The following is a 17,470-nucleotide window of genomic DNA, read 5'->3' on the forward strand; positions in this document are numbered from 1 at the left end:
GATCGATAAAGTAGAGAATTCAGAAACAAAAAAACGAGGGCATTGACCCTCGTTTTTGTTTGTCTTTTTGGAAAGGCTTGAATTACAAACCCGCAGCCATTTGATGTTTTGACTTGGTCGCTGCGATTAGCATGTAGATGCATGTAGCAAGCAATGCTGCGAACAAGTAGCCCAACAAGCCGTGCATTTGACCCATGAACTTATCAGCAACCACCGGACCTGCTACCGAGCCAACGCTGTAGCTGAACAGCATGACTTGCGTTGCAGAAACAATAAAACGCTCATCCAAACCTTCACAACCCAGGTTAATCGCAATTGGGTATAGTGCGAATGTCGCCATGCCCAATAGGAACAGTGCCGCTGCCAATACTACCGCTGACGAAGAAACGAAGGTCAGACCGATAGAGAAAATACCAAGGATACAGAAGAACGCCATTAGCACTGTACGCGCCATGTACTTGTTTAAGGTTGTCACCATAGGTTGAACCAGCATGCCGCCTAGGATCACTAGCGCCATTAGAGTGCCAATGTCTTGGTGGCTGATTTTGCGGTTTGCAAGCTCAACAGGCATCAAACCGTAAATCGCCCCTAAAGTAAGACCAGACACTACACAACCAATGATCGCAGCGTGGCTTAGTTTAGAAATCTGTTTAAACGACAGTGCAGTCGATTCATGGCTGTTTGGTTGTTCACAATCGATGAACAGCAGCACTAGCATCGCCATTAAGATCAGTGTTGTGATGGCAATAAAAGGAACACCGCCGCTCACACCAAGGATACCAATACCAAACTGACCTAGTGCAGAACCACCGTATAGTGACAGCATGTACAGGCTCAAGCGTTTAGCACGTGATGCTTCATCACCAGACATTAGCCATGATTCAACAATGACAAATACGCCAGCGACCGCAATACCTGCGATAAAACGTGCGACAAGCCATACCATGCCGTTAGGGATAATAGGCAGTACGATGATCGTTAGTGAGAATGCAGCTAAGCTACCTACAAACGCTTTACGGTGACCAACGTTGCGAACAATACGTTCAAAGAACATTGCGCCGATCAATAGACCGCCATAGAACACACTCGCCAACCAACTCGCGTAATCAGCAGAGATGTTGTATTCACCAAGCATAAGAGGGATCAAGCTCATCAAATAGCCTGACGCCACTGCATAAAGAGACAGTGCTACGACAGGAACTGTGACTCGTGGTGATGCTGCAGGAATGGCTGTGTTTTCCAATGTTTTGCGCCTATAAGTTAAGTAAAAATCAGGGGTTATTCGGCGCGAATATGAGGCTAATTAATAGGCAAGTAAAACGATATATTTGAGTCGTTTCGACAAAAGAAATTTATCGAAATTCTATGGGGGAAAGCTGCATAAAAACGCCAGCCTGTAAGCGAGGCTGGCGGAAGGATTTATTTGCTAAGTGCTTGATTTAACCACTGATCGAATTGAGTCTTCGGTAGGGCGCCGTTGATCATATCCACGCGCTGGCCATTCTTGAAAACCATAATGGTTGGGATGCTACGAATACCAAATTGAGCGGCAAGCTGCTGTTGCGCTTCGGTATCAATCTTGACAAAACGAGCGTTTCCGGTCTGTTCTTGTGCCACATCCGAGAAAACCGGCGCAAAACCAACACATGGATTGCACCATGGTGCCCAAAAATCCACCACAACTGGCGTGTTACTTTCTAGCAGCGCCGAGAAGTTATCGACAGTGCCTTCTATCGGTGCGCCATCAAACAGGGCGTTTTTGCATTTACCGCAACTTGCAGCTTCTGCAACTCGCTCATTAGGGACACGATTTAAACCGCCACAAGACGGGCAACGAGTTTTAAACGATGACATGACTTCTTCCTTTATGACAACTTGATGAAAACATGACTTACCAGTCAGCCTCATAATTTGTATACTTATTTTTTAGCCTGCCGAATTATAAGACGGCAAGTCTGTATTTGGACCCGAACAGGTTCTAAGAAATTTCATTAAAATACAACAATAAATAGGTCTGCGATGACAAATTACTACGCTGAAATTACCGGTTGGGGAAAATGTCTTCCACCAGCCACGCTCTCTAACGATGACCTTAGCACTTTCCTTGAAACTTCAGATGAATGGATTCGCACCCGTACTGGTATTGAAAACCGTCGCATCAGCCACGTAAACACGTCTGACATGGCAACGGTAGCCGCGCAACACGCGATGGCTCGTGCAGGTGTAGAAGCGAGTGACATCGACCTAATCATTGTTGCGACATGCTCTCCTGATTCTCTTATCCCAAACATTGCTTCTAAGGTTCAGCAAAACCTTGGTATTCGCTCTGCTGCTGCATTCGATTTAAACGCGGCATGTACTGGCTTCGTATACGGCCTAGAAACAGGCACACGTTTGATTCAATCGGGCAACTACCGAAACGCAATCATTATTGGTGCTGAACGTCTTTCTTTCTACATCGACTGGGCAATGCGCGATACTGCTGTACTGTTCGGCGATGGTGCTGGGGCCGTTGTTCTGACTCGTACAGAGCAAGAAACTGGTCTACTGCAATCGCAAATTGGTTGTGATGCAAAAGGGCGCGACATCCTCTCCGTACCTAAGTTTGGTACATGCATGGATCGCTTTGCGGAAGACAACGGTTACTGGGACTTCAACTTTGTAGGTCAAGAGATCTTCAAACGCGCCGTAAAAGGCATGGGTCTAGCGGCGAAAACGGTTCTGAAAGCTTCAGAACTAACCACAGATCAAATCGACGTGGTAATCCCGCACCAAGCAAACATTCGTATCATCCAAACGTTGTGTGACCTTTCTGGTATCCCGCAAGAAAAAGCGTTTGTGAACATCCAAAACTACGGCAACACTTCGGCAGCGACGGTGCCAATCGCATTGTGTGAAGCGCTAGAACAAGGTCGTGTTAAGCCAGGCGACAACATGTTGTTAGCAGCGTTCGGTGCTGGTCTAACATGGGGTGCAGCTGTGTTGAAGTGGGGTGACCGCGTAACGCCAATTGCTGAAAGTGACGCTGCGCTACCTGAGAGTGACAAGTCTGCACTTGAGCTACTAGAGCGTGCTATCAAGCTTTGTAATGAACGCCCACGTGGTGAAGACGCATAACTAGCGCTAGCGGCTAACTGGTCAAAATAAGTAATAAGCGAAAGGGAGCATAACGCTCCCTTTTTTATGCCTATCCGGTAGGTATTAAGACATAAAACCGAGATTTGATGAAGAGAAGTTTCGGATGTTGGGGAACACGTAATCCAACGCTGCGCCATCGGTAATGCCCATCCATTGTGCGAGCGTTGCGCCCACTTGATCAGTACCGATTTTCGGAATCAAACGTCCTTTCGAGTAATCATCTTCACCATCCAATACCAATTCAGGCCATGTTCCAATTGGCTTCGACCCGTTAACCGCGCCACCCATAATAAACTGATGTCCGCCCCAACCGTGGTCGGTACCGTTACCGTTGTTTGTCATGCGGCGGCCAAAGTCAGACATGGTAAATGTAGTGACATTGTCACGCATTCCAAGTGCATCGATTGCTCGATACATGGCAAATAGGTTTGTCGCCAAGTCTCCCAACAACGCAGGGTGTTTCGACAGTTGCGAATCATGAACGTCATAACCAGTATGTTTAACGAAGAACACTTGTTGCTGTTGATTCAAGTGGCTTTGGCTCGCAATTAATTTGTAGACCGTCTGCATTTGCTTGCCGAGCGTTGTAGAGGAAAACAGCGGTGCATCCTCTACATTGTGCAGTTGTTCAGCCAACACGCCACTCATGGTCATAGACTCATCAACCATTAGATTAAAGTGGCCACTGAATGGATTATTAGGAGAAGTCGCCAAGAGTTGGTCATAGACCTCTTTGTAAAGTGGGTTGCCAATCGCGCTCAGCTGAACAGCTCGGTCTTTCTTAAGCACGGTTTGTCGGTGTTCAAGTGAGCGTAACCACAAGGAATCACCATGAACACTGTACAGAGGCGTAATCTCTGAGTGTGAGCTCATGACGTCAAGCATTCTTCCTGCCCAACCTAGGTTTGTGAACGTGTTCATGCCGCCGCGCATTAAGGTGTTGCTTTGCGAGTTGTGAGAAAAGAGCTGATCAGGCAAAGCAACCTCACCAGATTCAATCATCTGTTTCGTCATGGGTTGCTCAAGGACACCACTGTTAAGCACGACAGTGGCATCACCGTTATCGAACATCTCAGCCAGCCGAGCTAACTTTGGATGCATACCCAAGGGTACCGTATTGCCTTGGTTGTCTGTGGCATTTAGCCCAATAGGTATGATGCTGTTTTTGGCAACAGAGAGTTTGCCTCTCACGTTGGCGTATTGGTCGTAATGGAAGTCGGACAAGGGCAGGAATGTATTAATAGCATCATTACCGCCAGACAAATACACACAGATAAGCGCACGAAAATCATTGGTTTGTGAAGCCATTGCATAACCTGGTAAACCCACGGAAGCCATAGCACCCAAAGAAGCCGTACTTTTCATAAAATTGCGTCGTGAAAGTTTCATAAGTCGCTCCTAATTTTGAATGTAGAATTCGCCGCCAGAAATCGCGGTGAAAATCACTAAGGCAAGTTTGGTGGTGGGAACATAGTTGGTTTGGTATTTGTTGAGTGCGTTGTGCATGATTTGTTTTAGCTGCGGAGAAGCCGTGCCCGCAAAGAAACGCACATCGATGGCCTCAACCAATGCCTCATGATCATCAAGCAACTCGTACAACTCAGTCATATCCAATGAGTAAGTCGAGCCAGAACCTTTGCGTACGCTGTAAAGCATGAAGTTAACCAACTCTGTATATACCGACCAATCCAATAGTTCGTACTCAGGCGAAACCATTCCGGTAAACACAAAGTCGGCTGAAGGCTGATAATCGGGTGAATAGAAGTTAAACACAGAGGGTGACCGCAGTGGTCCTTGATTGGCGATGTTCATCACCGATACAGCGCCATCGTATCGGGCAGCGTCGAGTGTAAAGCCCGCCGCGCGATGGAAATTGGTGAGCACCAAGATTGGCTCTTTTACTTTTATTGGGCGAATGGATGTTTTCCCGCGAGCCTCATCATCAAGCAAGATCGCTCGGATGACAGCATTCAAATCGCCCTTTACATCATTGCCATTGTTATTGAAGACGGTTGCAACTCTGGCAATGTATTCTGGTGTTGGATTAGAGGTCACAAAGCGTTGGATGAGCAGTTTAGAGACAAACGGCCCGATATTGTCGTGACTCATCAAAATATCAATGACACGTTCCAATTCCTCTTCGGCGGTCAATCCCGCAGGGATCTTGCTACCGAGTACGTGTTTTTCGCCAGTATCGTGACGGTTTTTAATCACGCGCATAGGCTTAACAAACGCGGTGTCTGACTTGTTCCAACCCGTCAGCGCGCGTGCGAGTTCTTGTATGTCTGTTTGTGTGTAGGTCGCGAGCGCATGCCCTGTTTCTAAATCGTATTTGACGCTACCGTCTAAGTTCAATTGATACAAACCGATGGTGAACAGTTGCATCAATTCACGAGCAAAGTTTTCATCTGGCAGTGCACCTGTCGCCGCGTTTGCTTTTGCGCTTCCCATCATTGACAAATAGTTTCCCATGGCAGGGTGCATAGCGGTTTTTAGCAACAAGTCACGATAGTTGCCAAAGGCATTTTCGACCAGCAAGTCATAATAATTGACCAGACTTTCCGGCTTGCTACCTAGTAGGCCGCCATATCGGGATACGACGAGCACTTGGCTAAGAGCAAAGGCCATTCTTTGTCTGAGTTGATCTTCCGAAGTGAGGACGATTTGATACCAAGCGTTTTCTCGGTTTGCTTGTGCCCCTTTACTAAAAGGCGTGAAGTAAAGATCACTGTGATAAGTAGGAGGGAGAAGTATTTGTTCTGTAATCCATTCCTCGTAATTGGTTTGGTTTATTTGGTCGATCAAAGCAGGAGTGGGACCAAATGTAGTTTGATATAGAAAGCGTGCAGTTGGTAGATCTGGGTCGTCTTCGTCGGCCGATACTGGTCCTACAAAAAACAACAGCATGGCAACAAAACCTAGCACCCAACAAGAAATCTCATTCTGTTTCTGACGTCTCATAGTTAACTCGCTTACCCAAAGGAACGACTTAAATCCATTTAACGGGAGTAAAATGAAGCTCATAGTGAGCTGTAAAATAAAGTAACAAAATCAAGCAGCTGCAGAGCGGAGTATAGACGGGAAAATTCACTAACAAAGTATGATTTCTCAGAAAATAATCTGGATTGAAAAACGTAGGCTCACGTTTGGTTTGATAAATAACTGATAGATAAGCACCAAAATTGCCTTGTTAAACTTCAAATTAATTATGAAATTTTTAAGCAGGCTTTCATGTTTTGCCTGTTTTTATCATTCGAACACTCAATGGTGGGCTTGTTGATATATCACTTAGTTTGGTTGAAGTGAGCCTTTAAAGAAGTTAGATCTAAAAAAACATGCCAGAGTGATTACTTTACTGATCGATTTATTAATTAAGTTGCATAAAGCGTGAATAAGCTCACGATTGTACATAAATTGCACAAATAAATGCGATCAATAGCTAACATTTACCGGGTCGATAAGTTCGACACAATTCAATCCGCAGCTAGTAAAGAGGAGAGGTAATAGCTGCACCATAAATGTTGGATAGGAGAGCACACATGGAAGCTCGCAAAACTATGCTCGCTGTTGTTATTGCATCTACGGTCGCTGCGTGTGGCAGTGATGACAATGATGAGAGCGCCAGTCAAACGTACACACTTAATGGTACCGTCGTGGATGGGTACATCTATAACGCCTTAGTCTGGTTGGACATAGATAGAGATGGTGAGCCAGACACCGATGAACCTCAGGCAAACACTGGCCTTGATGGTACATATTCATTTCAAATTTCAGAAGCACAAAAGGACACCTTATTGGGTGTGCCAATTTTGGCTCAGTTAACAAACGACTCTGTCGATGTGGGGACTGAACCCCCAACCACGATGGAAGAGTTAGAGCAGAAAATTGCTGCCAATGAAGCAGAGAAAGTCTTTGAAGATGCTGAAGATGGACACGCCATTGTTCTTGGGATGCCACCTTTAACACAAGCCGACTTTGATGATCTTGAAGACGGTGAACTCGATGGTCAGGTCATAAACCCTTTTACTACCCAAGTTCATGAAGAGCTGACGTCTCGAGTAAGCGCCGTTCTGGAAGATCAAAACCTGGATGAGTTGAGTGATGAGGAAATCGCAGCGCTGCTTGTTTCGCTTGGAAGCCTAGTGAACCAAGCAATTGACGATGCAGTCGACGAGTTAAAAGAAGAGCTCGAAGACAGCACCTTGACCGATGAAGAACTTAAAGACCGTTTGATGGGTGATTTTATCGCTGAAGGCGACACAGGCGAAATCCTCGAATTAGCCGAAAGCAAAGTCGACGAGCGTGTATCGGATGAGCGAGTTGCCGAAGAGCTAGAGGATGAATACCCGGATGGTAAGGTTACCCATTACTCGTATACAGACAGCTACTATGGCACGCCGGACAACATGGATATCTCATTGGACTTCACGGTAGAGGGCAGTGAAACGGAGATCGTCGATGAAACCGCGAACACGTTGACCTATCAAGCCACGGCTACAGAGTATTATGAACGAGCCGGCTTAAAAAAGGTGTTCAGTACGTTCACAGAAGAAGCGGTGCAGAACCTCGATGACGGTACTTTCACGGCCAAGATAACGTTTAAAGCAGACTTGAACTTCGATGGCGAGTTTGATTTTACCAGCCATGTATATGATGTTGGTGTCGCAGATGAGGGGGTGACCCGCGGTCAGTGGGAATTTACCCGTTACGTTGATGAATCCAACCCTGCCGATTCTGGCGGTGACAGCGTCACTACGGATGACCCAGAACGCGAGTTAAGTTACAGCACGGTGAATTTGTTTGCAGAAGCGGTTATGGCCGGCGATATGTCTGGTGTGGACTTACTTCAAACCATGGTTGAGATAGAAGAAACAACGGCAGATTATGATTACGAATCTCGTGACTTTAAAGAGTACGACCTAGATGCTGCAGTTCCTCTAGAAGCGGCCACCTATGCGCAAGTTCGTGAACGATGGGACTATGTGGATGGTGGTAACAAAGAAGTCATCAAGCATGATTGGGATGCAGACGGTTCAGTTAATGAAACGACAACAAGTATGAATAATGCCGATGGCTCCGAGTCATACACGAAAGCAGCCCCAGTTTGGAACTGGGATGGTTCAGTTAGCTTCGAATACCAAGTCAATTATTGGGAAGAATATACCTATACCAAGGGTGTCAACGACGACGGTCAGAAAATCGAAACGAGTGTGGGTGGCAAATATATTCTCGATGAAGCTAACGCGGTCAAGAAAGTTGATGAGAATGGCGATGGTATGATGTTCAACCGTTGGGACGAAGTGAAAACCTATTGGTCAGAGACAGATATTCGTACTCATGTTGAATGGCAACACTTTGCAATTGAAGGGTATGACTACACCTTTAATGATGGTGGACAAAAATACAGTACTCTGATCAACGACAATTACACAGGTTATCCTGAGTACGTCGGTCCTTATATTGAAGACTTAGATGAACTGGTCGACGGTTGGCTCGAAGAGGGACTGTCTGAACAAGCGATCTGGTTGCGAGTCATTGGTGAGTCTATCCGTGGCGTGAGCCGCAGTGAGGGTTACGATTACTGCGAGGTCAATGCGACTGGTGAATCAGTCAATGCCGAGTTGTTCGCGACAGAGCTGACAAACTGTGGCGGACTTCAACCATTAACGGAGGATGACGTTGTCGATTCAAGACTGACGAGACGCAAAGGAAACGGAGTCGAAGTTCGTTTCTGGGACATCTATGAAGGTGGTATGGCGGATCGCGAGACTTGGAAAGCCGAAGGCAATACTGAAAACCTCGGGTGGGATTGGAGTATCACTTCAGAAGGATACTTAAGGTTAAGCAAAGGAGACGATTTTGTCCGTTTGATTGCGCCTTACTTCAAAGGTGAATATGGCGCTGCAGTTATTATCTTTGACGAGTACTCAGATACAAGTATGAACGAAATGTGGAGTACGTATTTTGTCGATACTGTGGATTTATACATACCACCGCAACCAGAGTAAAAAAGCGAAGGTGCTTGCAGCATCAATAACGAAATAAGCACAAGAGCTTAAACTAAAAAGCCGCTCACTCATTGCATTAACACGAGTGCGCGGCTTTTTGTTTTAACGAATTAGGCTCAATAGCTTATTTTCTCGCAAGCTTATGATGTGCTCTAGAAAAATGATCGGCACAGAATGCGCCAACAATGGAAAGCTCACCAGCCAAGCAGAGGCCAGCAGCGACTTCTGCTAACGCTTTTGCTTTGCCATTGCCGTGCAAGCCAAGTATGTCCAAACACGCTTTTTGCGTTGGTAAGCCAGTACCACCACCAACGGTGCCAACCATAATGTTTGGTAAAGTGACTGACGTATACAGGTCGCCGTGAGAATCCACATCCATTCTAGTAATACCAACCGCAGATTCTGCAACGCACGCTGCATCTTGCCCGCAGGCGATGTACAGAGCGGTGAGGGCATTGGCGTAGTGCGCATTGATACCGATAGTGCCGCTTAGCAATCCACCTACAGTATTCATTTTGCCAAACTTCACCATCGCCTCTGGTGTGGTGTGCAGGTATTTCTCGACCAAAGCTGCAGGAATCGTCACTTCAGCTGAGACTTTTTTACCGCGCACAGAGCGTAAAGTGTGGGCGTTGGCTTTTTTATCACCAGACAAGTTACCGTCAAGATAAGCATCAACCGGTGCTACCGGGCTGTGTTCAAGAATGTAATGGAAGACTTTGTGTGTCGCGATGGTCACCATGTTTTGGCCAGACGCGTCGCCCGTCACGTATTCAAACACCAAGTAAACATGATTACCCTCAATGTTGACGTTGATGTCTTTAAGCTTGCCGTGCGTGGTGGTGGATTCTGCTTCTTTACGGAAGATATCGTATTGAGTCACCACCCAACATACGAACTGCGCTGCTTCTGCAAGTGATTGGAAACCAAACACTGGAGTACGACTGACGCCTTCGCTGATCAAAAGCGTACTTGCGCCACCAACTGCGGTAATCAAGTTCGCGCCGCGGTTATAAGAGGCAACGAGAGCGGCTTCTGTTGTTGCGAGTGGTACTAGGTAGTCGTCATTCGCGAACAAGCCGTTAATACGTAGAGGTCCAGCAACACCGACAGGGACGTTAACGGTACCAATAAAGTGTTCAATGTTGTTGGCGTATTGGTCGTAATGCGATTGTGTGAAAGGATCCAGAAGAAGATCTTTGTCCGTCATCGATTCGAGTATTTTCCAACGGCGTTCAATGTGCTTTTCCGTCAGACCCGCACTGAGGCAAAGTTTCTTTTCTGGCTTGTGGTATTTCGGTTCTAATGCCGATTGTACTTTTTCGCAGGTTTCATTATCAGAGAGTGCAGAGCTATTCCTTGCGCTGTCTAAATTTAATTTCGGCATACAAACGTTTCTTTATTCATTTGGTTTGGAATTGTAGTGATACAAAACGTGATTACAATCCCGCGTATACGTTTTGCAACAAAAGGCTGCTCAGCTTCAAACTGATGAACATTCGGCTTGACCAATAGATAGAGCGTTATCCATTGGCTGACAAAAACGACATTCTGGCTGATCAATGCAGTATGTTATTGAAAATTCGCCAAAAACCAATATGGAAGCGGGACTGAGAAGTAAAACGCAATGAACAAACCACCGAATTTCTTCTTATTGTAAAAATTGTGCAAAGTGGGCGAACTACTCTAATTTGAGACTTCAAATAATGAGATTGGAATGTGGTTGTGTGGCGTAAAATGGTAAATAACTTGGTTTGCGCCACGGCATAATAGCACCACGTTTTCAATTGAGGGTAATGTATGATTGTTTACTTTCGAGTTCAGGACGTAGAAGTGTTGTGTGATGAAATAGACCTCGCAACACTGATGCAAGCCAAGCTCAAACAATTACCAAGTTCCAAGCCTCAAATGGACTGAGCAGTATAACGTCACGAAGTGCTGGATGCGTTCAGCGCAATAGACTGTTTATACACTTTAGGAGATAACCCGGACACTCTTTTAAAGGCGCGCGAAAAGTGCGAAATACTGGTGTAGCCAAGTTGATTGGATATATAAGTGAGAGAGTGTCCTTCTTCCATCAATTCGCAAGAAACAGAGAACATCAATGACTCTTTAATATGCCGAAAAGAAGTGCCTTCATTCTTTAACTTTCTTTGAAAGGTTCGAACAGAATAGCTCAGCAACTGAGCCGCTTCTTCTATCGACAAATTACGCTCTCGCACATAAGGGCGCAGGAGTTCAAACACGCTATCGGTAAAACTTGTATGCCACTGGATCTGACTCGGTTCAGCGCCTAACTGTGAGTCCGATATTTGGATTGGTACGTTAAGAATGTCCGCGGGAATGTAAACACCGGTCTTCTCTTGACCCACAAATATCTGGCACTGGCTAGGAACAACACTTTTTACGATATCGCTGTTACTGCCTTGCAGGCGTACCTTGCTTGGATACCAAGCGGCTTTGGTCAAAATGCTAATGAGCTCAATGATGTAAATCACAGCAAATGCTTCAGACCAGTTAGCGATTTGCGTGTCTTTCTGTTCCGAATATCGACAGAACCAGGCGTGGCTATGATGGGTTTCGAAAGAAACGTTACTGCCAGGTGAGTCTAAACTGAAGATTTCATCAATGTGCTGCATTGAATCGCCGATGGTTTTAAATGGTACAAACTGATGCAAGACATTGGGTATAACGCGGCGACGAAAGACTAACACCAATAAGTCGGTGAATTTCGTGACGCCAAGTTGAGAAGAAGTGAGATGAATTAAACGTTTTATCGATTCAGACGGAATGTAGTCGCTCTCGGTTTGGAATAAGTCCGCAGGTAAGCCAGCGTCACTAAGTAGCTTATGCTTGTCCAAGCCATAGTCAGCAAAGACCTCGACCAGAATACGAGCATAGTTAGTCTGAATAACGGGTAAATGAAATGTTTGATTTGGCATCAAGCGAATACTCCATGTATGCCCAAGTGACCTTCAACCAATCTTAGCGCATAACGCACGGTTTTAGATATAGCTCGCTATTTATTATTCATTTAATTGAAGGTTGAGCAGGACGGTATATTCTTAAAATGTTCAATCTATTCAATGGCAAGGGGAAAACATGTCCGAGAACGAAAAACAAAAACAGCCAACGGAAGTGGCGGATAATAACGAGGCAAGTAAAAACGACAAGGTGAAGAAGGTCACTAACTATCTCATTTTGTTTATTGTCGTCATGCTCGGGTTCAGTATTGTGGCAGATCGGATTATCCCAGTAACCGATAATGCGCGAGTAAAAGGCTACATCGTTCCGATTAAACCTCAGGTCTCCGGTAACGTTCTAGATATTAGAGTTCGCCCGAACCAACTGGTGGAAGAAGGTGATGAGCTGGCTATTTTGGACAAGTCTGATTACGAGATAGCAGTAAAACAAGCGGAAGAGAATTTAGAGATCGCTGGCCAAAACGTGGGAGCGCAAACCGCTTCTATTGCTTCCGCTCAAGCGCGATTGACTTCCGCGATAGTAGAACGTCAGAACACCGAAGCTCAAGGCAATCGAATTCTTGCGATGGCAGAGAAAGGTGTGGTGTCGAAATCAGACGCTGATAAAGCAAGAGCGGCATTGGCAACCGCAAGAGCGAACGTGTTAAATGCAGAAGCGGATCTTGAAAAAGCGAAACAACAACTTGGCGCAGAAGGTGAAGAAAACAGCCAAGTCAAAGCAGCATTGCTGGCACTTGAGCAAGCTCAACTGAATCTAGAACGTACTGTGATTCGAGCGCCAACTCAAGGTGGTGTTTCAAACTTCAGCTTGACCGAAGGTTTCTATGCTTCAGTAGGTCAGCCAATCATGACGTTTGTATCGACAGAAGACATTTGGATTGAGGCTTATTTCCGAGAAAACAGTCTAGGCAACGTGAGCGTTGGTGATGAGGTGGAAATCGCATTGGATTTCGCTCCAGGTAAGGTCATCAAAGGTAAAGTCAGCAGCATCGACTGGGGTGTGGATTGGGGACAAAACCAACAAGCTGGTAAGCTCGCGCAAGCTAATCAACAAACTGGTTGGTTACGTCAAACGCAAATGCTTCCGATTGCAATCGAGTTTGACCGCAGTGAAACGAGCGGAATGCTTCGTGTTGGTGGACAAGCAGATGTGATTGTCTACAGCAGCGATAACTTTATCTTTAACGCGGTTGGCAAACTTTGGATTCGTCTACTGAGTGTATTGTCTTATGTCCGATAACGTGAGCATTGATAACGCCACGCAACGCCGGATATTACGTTTTACTTTTGGTGTCGCGCTGGCGGTATTTCTTGCGGCTTGGTTGAATTGGTCACTGGCGTTTGTCGCGCCAGTGTTCACCGCGAAGTTTCTCGTGGACAAACCCAAAGCCCACAAAGAAACCGTGTATGAGTTGCTTTTGGCAATGATTGCGACAATGGGGCTAGGGTTGCTGTTATCGGGTGGCATTACGCAATTCCCAATCATTCTGTTATTGGCCGTTGGGTTAATGATGATATGGGGTTACTACCTGTTTACAGACCCTAAGTGGAATTTATTTGCGACGATATTGATGATAGCGGTGCTTATGTTGCCATTTATGGCGATAGGCAACCCAGCAATGTCAATTTATCTCGCAGGTGGCTTGGCAACATCAGGGGCGGTGGCGGTATTCATTTACACCCTGATGCACATTTATCTACCGGAACCTGAAAGTAAATTTGAAGGTTACGCAGAGCCGCCAATAAGCAAAAAACAACGTTGGAATGCAGCATTCAGAGCAATGTTGATTTCCTTTCCCTTGGTGTGCTTCTTCTTTGTTTTTCAAATCTCAGAAGCTTTGCTCACCATGATGTTCGTTGCGCTGTTGTCTTTGATGATTACTTCAGAGAAGTCCGTCAAATTGAGCGCGTTCTTGATCATCAGTAACGGAATCGGTGGTGTACTCGCCATCCTCGCGTTTTCTATCCTCGCGATTGTTCCGAACATTTGGTTTTACACCGCCTTCATCGCTTTGTTGGCTGTAGTGATAGGAACCAAGATATACACAGTGCCAGAGAAGGCGCCGGTGTTCGCCACTGCATTCAGTACGCTACTTGTTCTGATCGGCAGTACGTTGATGAGCTCTGGCGACATCGACAGCAACACATTTATCCGAATCTTCCAGTTGGTGATGGTTGGGACATACATGATTGTCGCCTCACTCTTTCTGGAAACCCGACAATGGAAGTTTTTGCAAACATAACACTTAACTTACAGTGAAAAGGTAACGCTATGAAAGCTTCAAATGATTTCTCTAAACAGGCGATAGATGCCGCAATCAAGATCGGAGCCGTAGCGTTACTGATCTGGTGGTGTTTCTCTATCCTCAGCCCATTCATTATGTTGGTTGTGTGGGGTGGCATTATTGCTATCGCGCTCTACCCAGTCATGATGTCTCTTCATAATCGCTTAGGTATTTCCAAAGGCAAGGCAAGTGCGCTCCTCAGCACGGTAGGTGTTTTGCTGCTTCTGATTCCACTGATTGCTCTTTCATCTGGCCTTTACACCAGTGGTACTGAGGTTGTTACAGGTCTGCAGGATGGCACGCTCGTTGTGCCTAAGCCTCAAGAGAGTCTGAAGGAAATCCCATTGGTGGGTGACAAACTCTATGTCGCGATCAACTACGCTTCGACCAATATGGAAGGCTTCTTGGTTAATTATGGCGAGCAAGTAAAAGGCTTTCTTTCTCAAGCTGCGTCTATCGTTGGTTCCGTAAGCGGTGGTTTCATCCAGTTCATTATTTCGACCATGATTGCAGGTGCGTTCATGAGTAATGCTGAAGTGTGCCAGAAAGGCTTTACCAAGTTGGCTGACCGTCTAACCAACAAGAAAGGCGAAGCGTTGATTGATCTTTCTAAATCGACCGTTCGCAGTGTGGTGCAAGGCGTAATTGGTGTCGCGTTAATTCAATCTGTTATGGCGGGTGTTGGTATGGTCGCGGTTGGCGTTCCTGCTGCTGCGCTTTGGATGGTTGCCGTGATTCTGATTGCGATTGTTCAGTTGCCGCCGATTCTGGCATTGATTCCTGCGATCATTTACGTGTTTAGTGTCGAATCAACACTGGTTGCTGGCATCTTCCTAGTCTGGTGTATTTTGGTGAGCGCAAGTGATGCGGTACTGAAACCTGTTCTTCTAAGCCGTGGTTCTGACACTCCAATGCTTGTGACACTGTTGGGTGCACTGGGTGGTATGGCAATGTCTGGTATCGTTGGTCTGTTTGTTGGTGCCGTGGTACTGAGTCTGACTTACCAGTTGATGGTGAACTGGTTAGATGAAGATGACACTGAAGCAAACAAAGCACTGAGCATGGACCAAAAAGCGAAGGAGGAAGACAAAGTAGAGGTGGCATCATGAAACCGATGACCAGGGAAGATAACTTCTACTTTTTGTTTTTCGCACTCATTGCGTTGTTTTTTGGCTGTGCTGTGATGCATCAGTTTTATCCAGATGGGCAGGAATTTGTTCTCGCCCTTTTGGTGGTGACACTAGGCGCTTCGATCGCAGGTATCAACAAGAAGAACAAAACCAACCGAACATGGTATGGTGTGTTACTGATTGTGGCCGTCATCTCCTACGGGATGTCGTTCTTAGAGCATTTAGATCTGTCCATTTTGACGCTAGGTGCGTTATTGGTGTTCTTGTTTTCGCACATATACTCGGCATTAAAGCAGGTGGTGTTAACTAAGTCGGTGACGACAAACCACATCATCGGTTCGATTTGTATCTATCTGTTATTAGGGCTTGCGTGGGCGGTGATTTACTTATTGGTGCTGGAATTCTTCCCGAGCTCTTTCACAGGATTAGAAGCAAAACCTTGGCTGTCGAACTTGTTTAATGCTTTGTACTTTAGCTTTATCACATTAACGACAGTGGGCTATGGTGACATTTCACCAACGGTTCCAGTGGCTCAGTTCTTCGTTTTCTTTGAAGCGATAGTCGGGAGCTTTTACTTAGCCATCATGGTGGCAAGTTTGGTGAGTATTCGTTTAGCTCAAGCACAGAGTGAGTAAACAAATGAATGGTTTGAATGGCGGAGCTGAAAAGTCTCCGCCATTTTTGTTTTAAGAGGAAATGAACTTAGCCATTAAACGCACGAGCAACGCGACCTTCACAACGGATCGTGTAGTTCCCTACATAAGCAGGGATGAAAGCCGATTGCCCTTTGCCAAGCACCAATGTTTCACCGCTTTCTGCAAGTAGCGTGACGTCCGCATCGATCGGCATCAAGATTTCCGCACTGCTCATCTCAACTTGTTGATCTTTCGGCTCTTGGAAGACAGAGAATTTGAAGTCTTGTACAGGAACAGGGAAGTGATGCTCAGAGCCGTTGATTGCTGCATGGGTTAGTAGCGTATTCATTGGTTTTGGGATGAAGTCGGTACACTTAACCAGTTCTTCCACATCCATGTGTTTTGGTGTTAAACCAGCGCGAAGTACGTTGTCTGAGTTCGCCATGATTTCCAGACCAGTGCCTTTGATGTAAGCATGAGGCGTTCTTGCGCTCAGGAACATAGCTTCACCTGGTTTAAGCGTAATAACATTCAGCAGTAATGGGGCAAACAAACCTACGTCATTCGGGTACTGAGCAGCAAGATCTAAAATCAATTCGCACACAGGGCGCACTTGGTTGGCTGCTGCGTAACTTAATAGATGGTCAACTGCGTTAGCCTTGCGTGCTTCTTCCATGGAAAGGATCTCTACGAAGAACTGACACAAGCCGTCTTGATTAGGATTGCGCTCAAATTGTTCTACGTAACCGTTAATCTCTGGAATGTCACACAGGCGGAACTCAACGATGATTTCATCAAACGGGCGAAAGCCGTTCATTGCTTGATATTCAGTAAGTGCGTAAACCAGTTCTGGCTTGTGGTTGGCATCTTTGTAATTACGATTGAATGCACTCAACGGGACACCTAGCTGTTGTTCTCTTGCATAACCGAGCTCCGCATCTTGCTTGTTTGGGTGCACTTGAATCGACAAGGCTTTATCCGCCGCAAGAATCTTGAAAAGGAAAGGTAGGTCACTAAATACTTCAGCCGTGTTTTGGGATAGAAACGCTGAAGGATCTTGTTTGATCAATTCTGATAACGACACATTTGTACTTCCTTGATTGACGATAGAGCAACCATTCGGATGGGTGCCCATCCAAACTTCGGCTTGAGGTTGCTGAGCTTCGTTAGCGAAGCCAAACAAATCGTGGATAGCGGTGCGGCTTCCCCAGTCGTAGTTTTGGATCTTATTGTCCATTTTGAAGAAGCATTTTGATGAAATAGTATTCGAATTCATGAATTTTACCCGTG

At 45.8% G+C, this 17,470-nt stretch carries 13 protein-coding genes; 6 read left to right on the forward strand and 7 right to left on the reverse strand.

Translation table 11 applies throughout. The annotated features are described in order from the left end of the window. Window positions 1-82: 82 nt before the first annotated feature. Entirely contained in the window at window positions 83-1,243 is a 1,161-nt protein-coding gene (locus VCHENC03_RS17615; RefSeq protein WP_009705352.1) for an MFS transporter, read from the reverse strand. A gap of 176 nt (window positions 1,244-1,419) precedes the next feature. Continuing rightward, window positions 1,420-1,854, reverse strand: a complete 435-nt coding sequence (gene trxC, locus VCHENC03_RS17610) for a thioredoxin TrxC (RefSeq protein ID WP_005443913.1) — start codon at window positions 1,852-1,854, stop codon at window positions 1,420-1,422. Window positions 1,855-2,019: 165 nt separating this feature from the next. Between trxC and VCHENC03_RS17605 the strand changes: the two genes are divergently transcribed. Then, window positions 2,020-3,117: a ketoacyl-ACP synthase III gene (locus VCHENC03_RS17605; RefSeq protein WP_009705353.1), complete on the forward strand. Its 1,098-nt coding sequence runs from the start codon at window positions 2,020-2,022 to the stop codon at window positions 3,115-3,117. A gap of 84 nt (window positions 3,118-3,201) precedes the next feature. Here VCHENC03_RS17605 and VCHENC03_RS17600 read toward each other — a convergent pair whose 3' ends face one another. Both VCHENC03_RS17600 and VCHENC03_RS17595 read right to left on the reverse strand, forming a co-directional pair. Next, entirely contained in the window at window positions 3,202-4,527 is a 1,326-nt protein-coding gene (locus tag VCHENC03_RS17600) for a DUF1501 domain-containing protein (protein ID WP_009705354.1), read from the reverse strand. Between the two features lie 9 nt (window positions 4,528-4,536). Next, window positions 4,537-6,099: a DUF1800 domain-containing protein gene (locus VCHENC03_RS17595; RefSeq protein ID WP_032802388.1), complete on the reverse strand. Its 1,563-nt coding sequence runs from the start codon at window positions 6,097-6,099 to the stop codon at window positions 4,537-4,539. A gap of 578 nt (window positions 6,100-6,677) precedes the next feature. Between VCHENC03_RS17595 and VCHENC03_RS17590 the strand changes: the two genes are divergently transcribed. Next, window positions 6,678-9,146 (forward strand): hypothetical protein, encoded by a 2,469-nt coding sequence (locus VCHENC03_RS17590; protein ID WP_009705356.1) that lies wholly within the window; start codon window positions 6,678-6,680, stop codon window positions 9,144-9,146. 124 nt (window positions 9,147-9,270) lie between these two features. Here the strand turns inward: VCHENC03_RS17590 and VCHENC03_RS17585 are convergent, their stop codons facing one another. Further along, window positions 9,271-10,533 carry a hydroxymethylglutaryl-CoA reductase gene (locus tag VCHENC03_RS17585; RefSeq protein ID WP_009705357.1) on the reverse strand — a complete coding sequence of 421 codons (1,263 nt, stop codon included), beginning with the start codon at window positions 10,531-10,533 and terminating at the stop codon, window positions 9,271-9,273. Window positions 10,534-11,074: 541 nt separating this feature from the next. Beyond that, window positions 11,075-12,088, reverse strand: coding sequence for a helix-turn-helix domain-containing protein (locus VCHENC03_RS17580; RefSeq protein ID WP_009705359.1), 1,014 nt, complete (start codon window positions 12,086-12,088; stop codon window positions 11,075-11,077). Window positions 12,089-12,248: 160 nt separating this feature from the next. On the opposite strand from VCHENC03_RS17580, the gene VCHENC03_RS17575 reads away from it, so the two are divergent. Genes VCHENC03_RS17575 through VCHENC03_RS17560 form a run of 4 tightly spaced genes read left to right on the forward strand, consistent with a single transcriptional unit; the run spans window position 12,249 to window position 16,180 of the window. Further along, window positions 12,249-13,370, forward strand: a complete 1,122-nt coding sequence (locus tag VCHENC03_RS17575) for an HlyD family secretion protein (RefSeq protein WP_009705360.1) — start codon at window positions 12,249-12,251, stop codon at window positions 13,368-13,370. Continuing rightward, window positions 13,360-14,373, forward strand: coding sequence for a DUF2955 domain-containing protein (locus VCHENC03_RS17570; protein ID WP_005435260.1), 1,014 nt, complete (start codon window positions 13,360-13,362; stop codon window positions 14,371-14,373). Before VCHENC03_RS17575 ends, VCHENC03_RS17570 begins: the two co-directional genes overlap by 11 nt. A gap of 29 nt (window positions 14,374-14,402) precedes the next feature. After that, a complete protein-coding gene (locus VCHENC03_RS17565) occupies window positions 14,403-15,524 on the forward strand; it encodes an AI-2E family transporter (RefSeq protein WP_009705361.1) in 1,122 nt (373 codons plus the stop codon). Then, window positions 15,521-16,180 (forward strand): potassium channel family protein, encoded by a 660-nt coding sequence (locus VCHENC03_RS17560; RefSeq protein WP_009705362.1) that lies wholly within the window; start codon window positions 15,521-15,523, stop codon window positions 16,178-16,180. Before VCHENC03_RS17565 ends, VCHENC03_RS17560 begins: the two co-directional genes overlap by 4 nt. 67 nt (window positions 16,181-16,247) lie before the next feature. On the opposite strand, the gene manA is transcribed toward VCHENC03_RS17560, so the two are convergent. Beyond that, window positions 16,248-17,456, reverse strand: coding sequence for a mannose-6-phosphate isomerase, class I (gene manA, locus VCHENC03_RS17555; RefSeq protein WP_032802391.1), 1,209 nt, complete (start codon window positions 17,454-17,456; stop codon window positions 16,248-16,250). Window positions 17,457-17,470 lie beyond the last annotated feature (14 nt).

Origin of the sequence: Vibrio sp. HENC-03 (assembly GCF_000305755.2) — a bacterium.
GTDB lineage: Bacteria > Pseudomonadota > Gammaproteobacteria > Enterobacterales > Vibrionaceae > Vibrio > Vibrio owensii.

Excerpts from the sequence above, each read along its gene's own strand:
- VCHENC03_RS17565 (WP_009705361.1), top strand. The coding sequence starts at position 14,403 with ATGAAAGCTTCAAATGATTTCTCTAAACAGGCGATAGATGCCGCAATC.
- VCHENC03_RS17600 (WP_009705354.1), bottom strand. The coding sequence starts at position 4,527 with ATGAAACTTTCACGACGCAATTTTATGAAAAGTACGGCTTCTTTGGGT.
- VCHENC03_RS17570 (WP_005435260.1), top strand. The coding sequence starts at position 13,360 with ATGTCCGATAACGTGAGCATTGATAACGCCACGCAACGCCGGATATTA.
- VCHENC03_RS17560 (WP_009705362.1), top strand. The coding sequence starts at position 15,521 with ATGAAACCGATGACCAGGGAAGATAACTTCTACTTTTTGTTTTTCGCA.
- VCHENC03_RS17580 (WP_009705359.1), bottom strand. The coding sequence starts at position 12,088 with ATGCCAAATCAAACATTTCATTTACCCGTTATTCAGACTAACTATGCT.
- VCHENC03_RS17585 (WP_009705357.1), bottom strand. The coding sequence starts at position 10,533 with ATGCCGAAATTAAATTTAGACAGCGCAAGGAATAGCTCTGCACTCTCT.
- VCHENC03_RS17590 (WP_009705356.1), top strand. The coding sequence starts at position 6,678 with ATGGAAGCTCGCAAAACTATGCTCGCTGTTGTTATTGCATCTACGGTC.
- trxC (WP_005443913.1), bottom strand. The coding sequence starts at position 1,854 with ATGTCATCGTTTAAAACTCGTTGCCCGTCTTGTGGCGGTTTAAATCGT.
- VCHENC03_RS17575 (WP_009705360.1), top strand. The coding sequence starts at position 12,249 with ATGTCCGAGAACGAAAAACAAAAACAGCCAACGGAAGTGGCGGATAAT.
- VCHENC03_RS17605 (WP_009705353.1), top strand. The coding sequence starts at position 2,020 with ATGACAAATTACTACGCTGAAATTACCGGTTGGGGAAAATGTCTTCCA.
- manA (WP_032802391.1), bottom strand. The coding sequence starts at position 17,456 with ATGAATTCGAATACTATTTCATCAAAATGCTTCTTCAAAATGGACAAT.
- VCHENC03_RS17595 (WP_032802388.1), bottom strand. The coding sequence starts at position 6,099 with ATGAGACGTCAGAAACAGAATGAGATTTCTTGTTGGGTGCTAGGTTTT.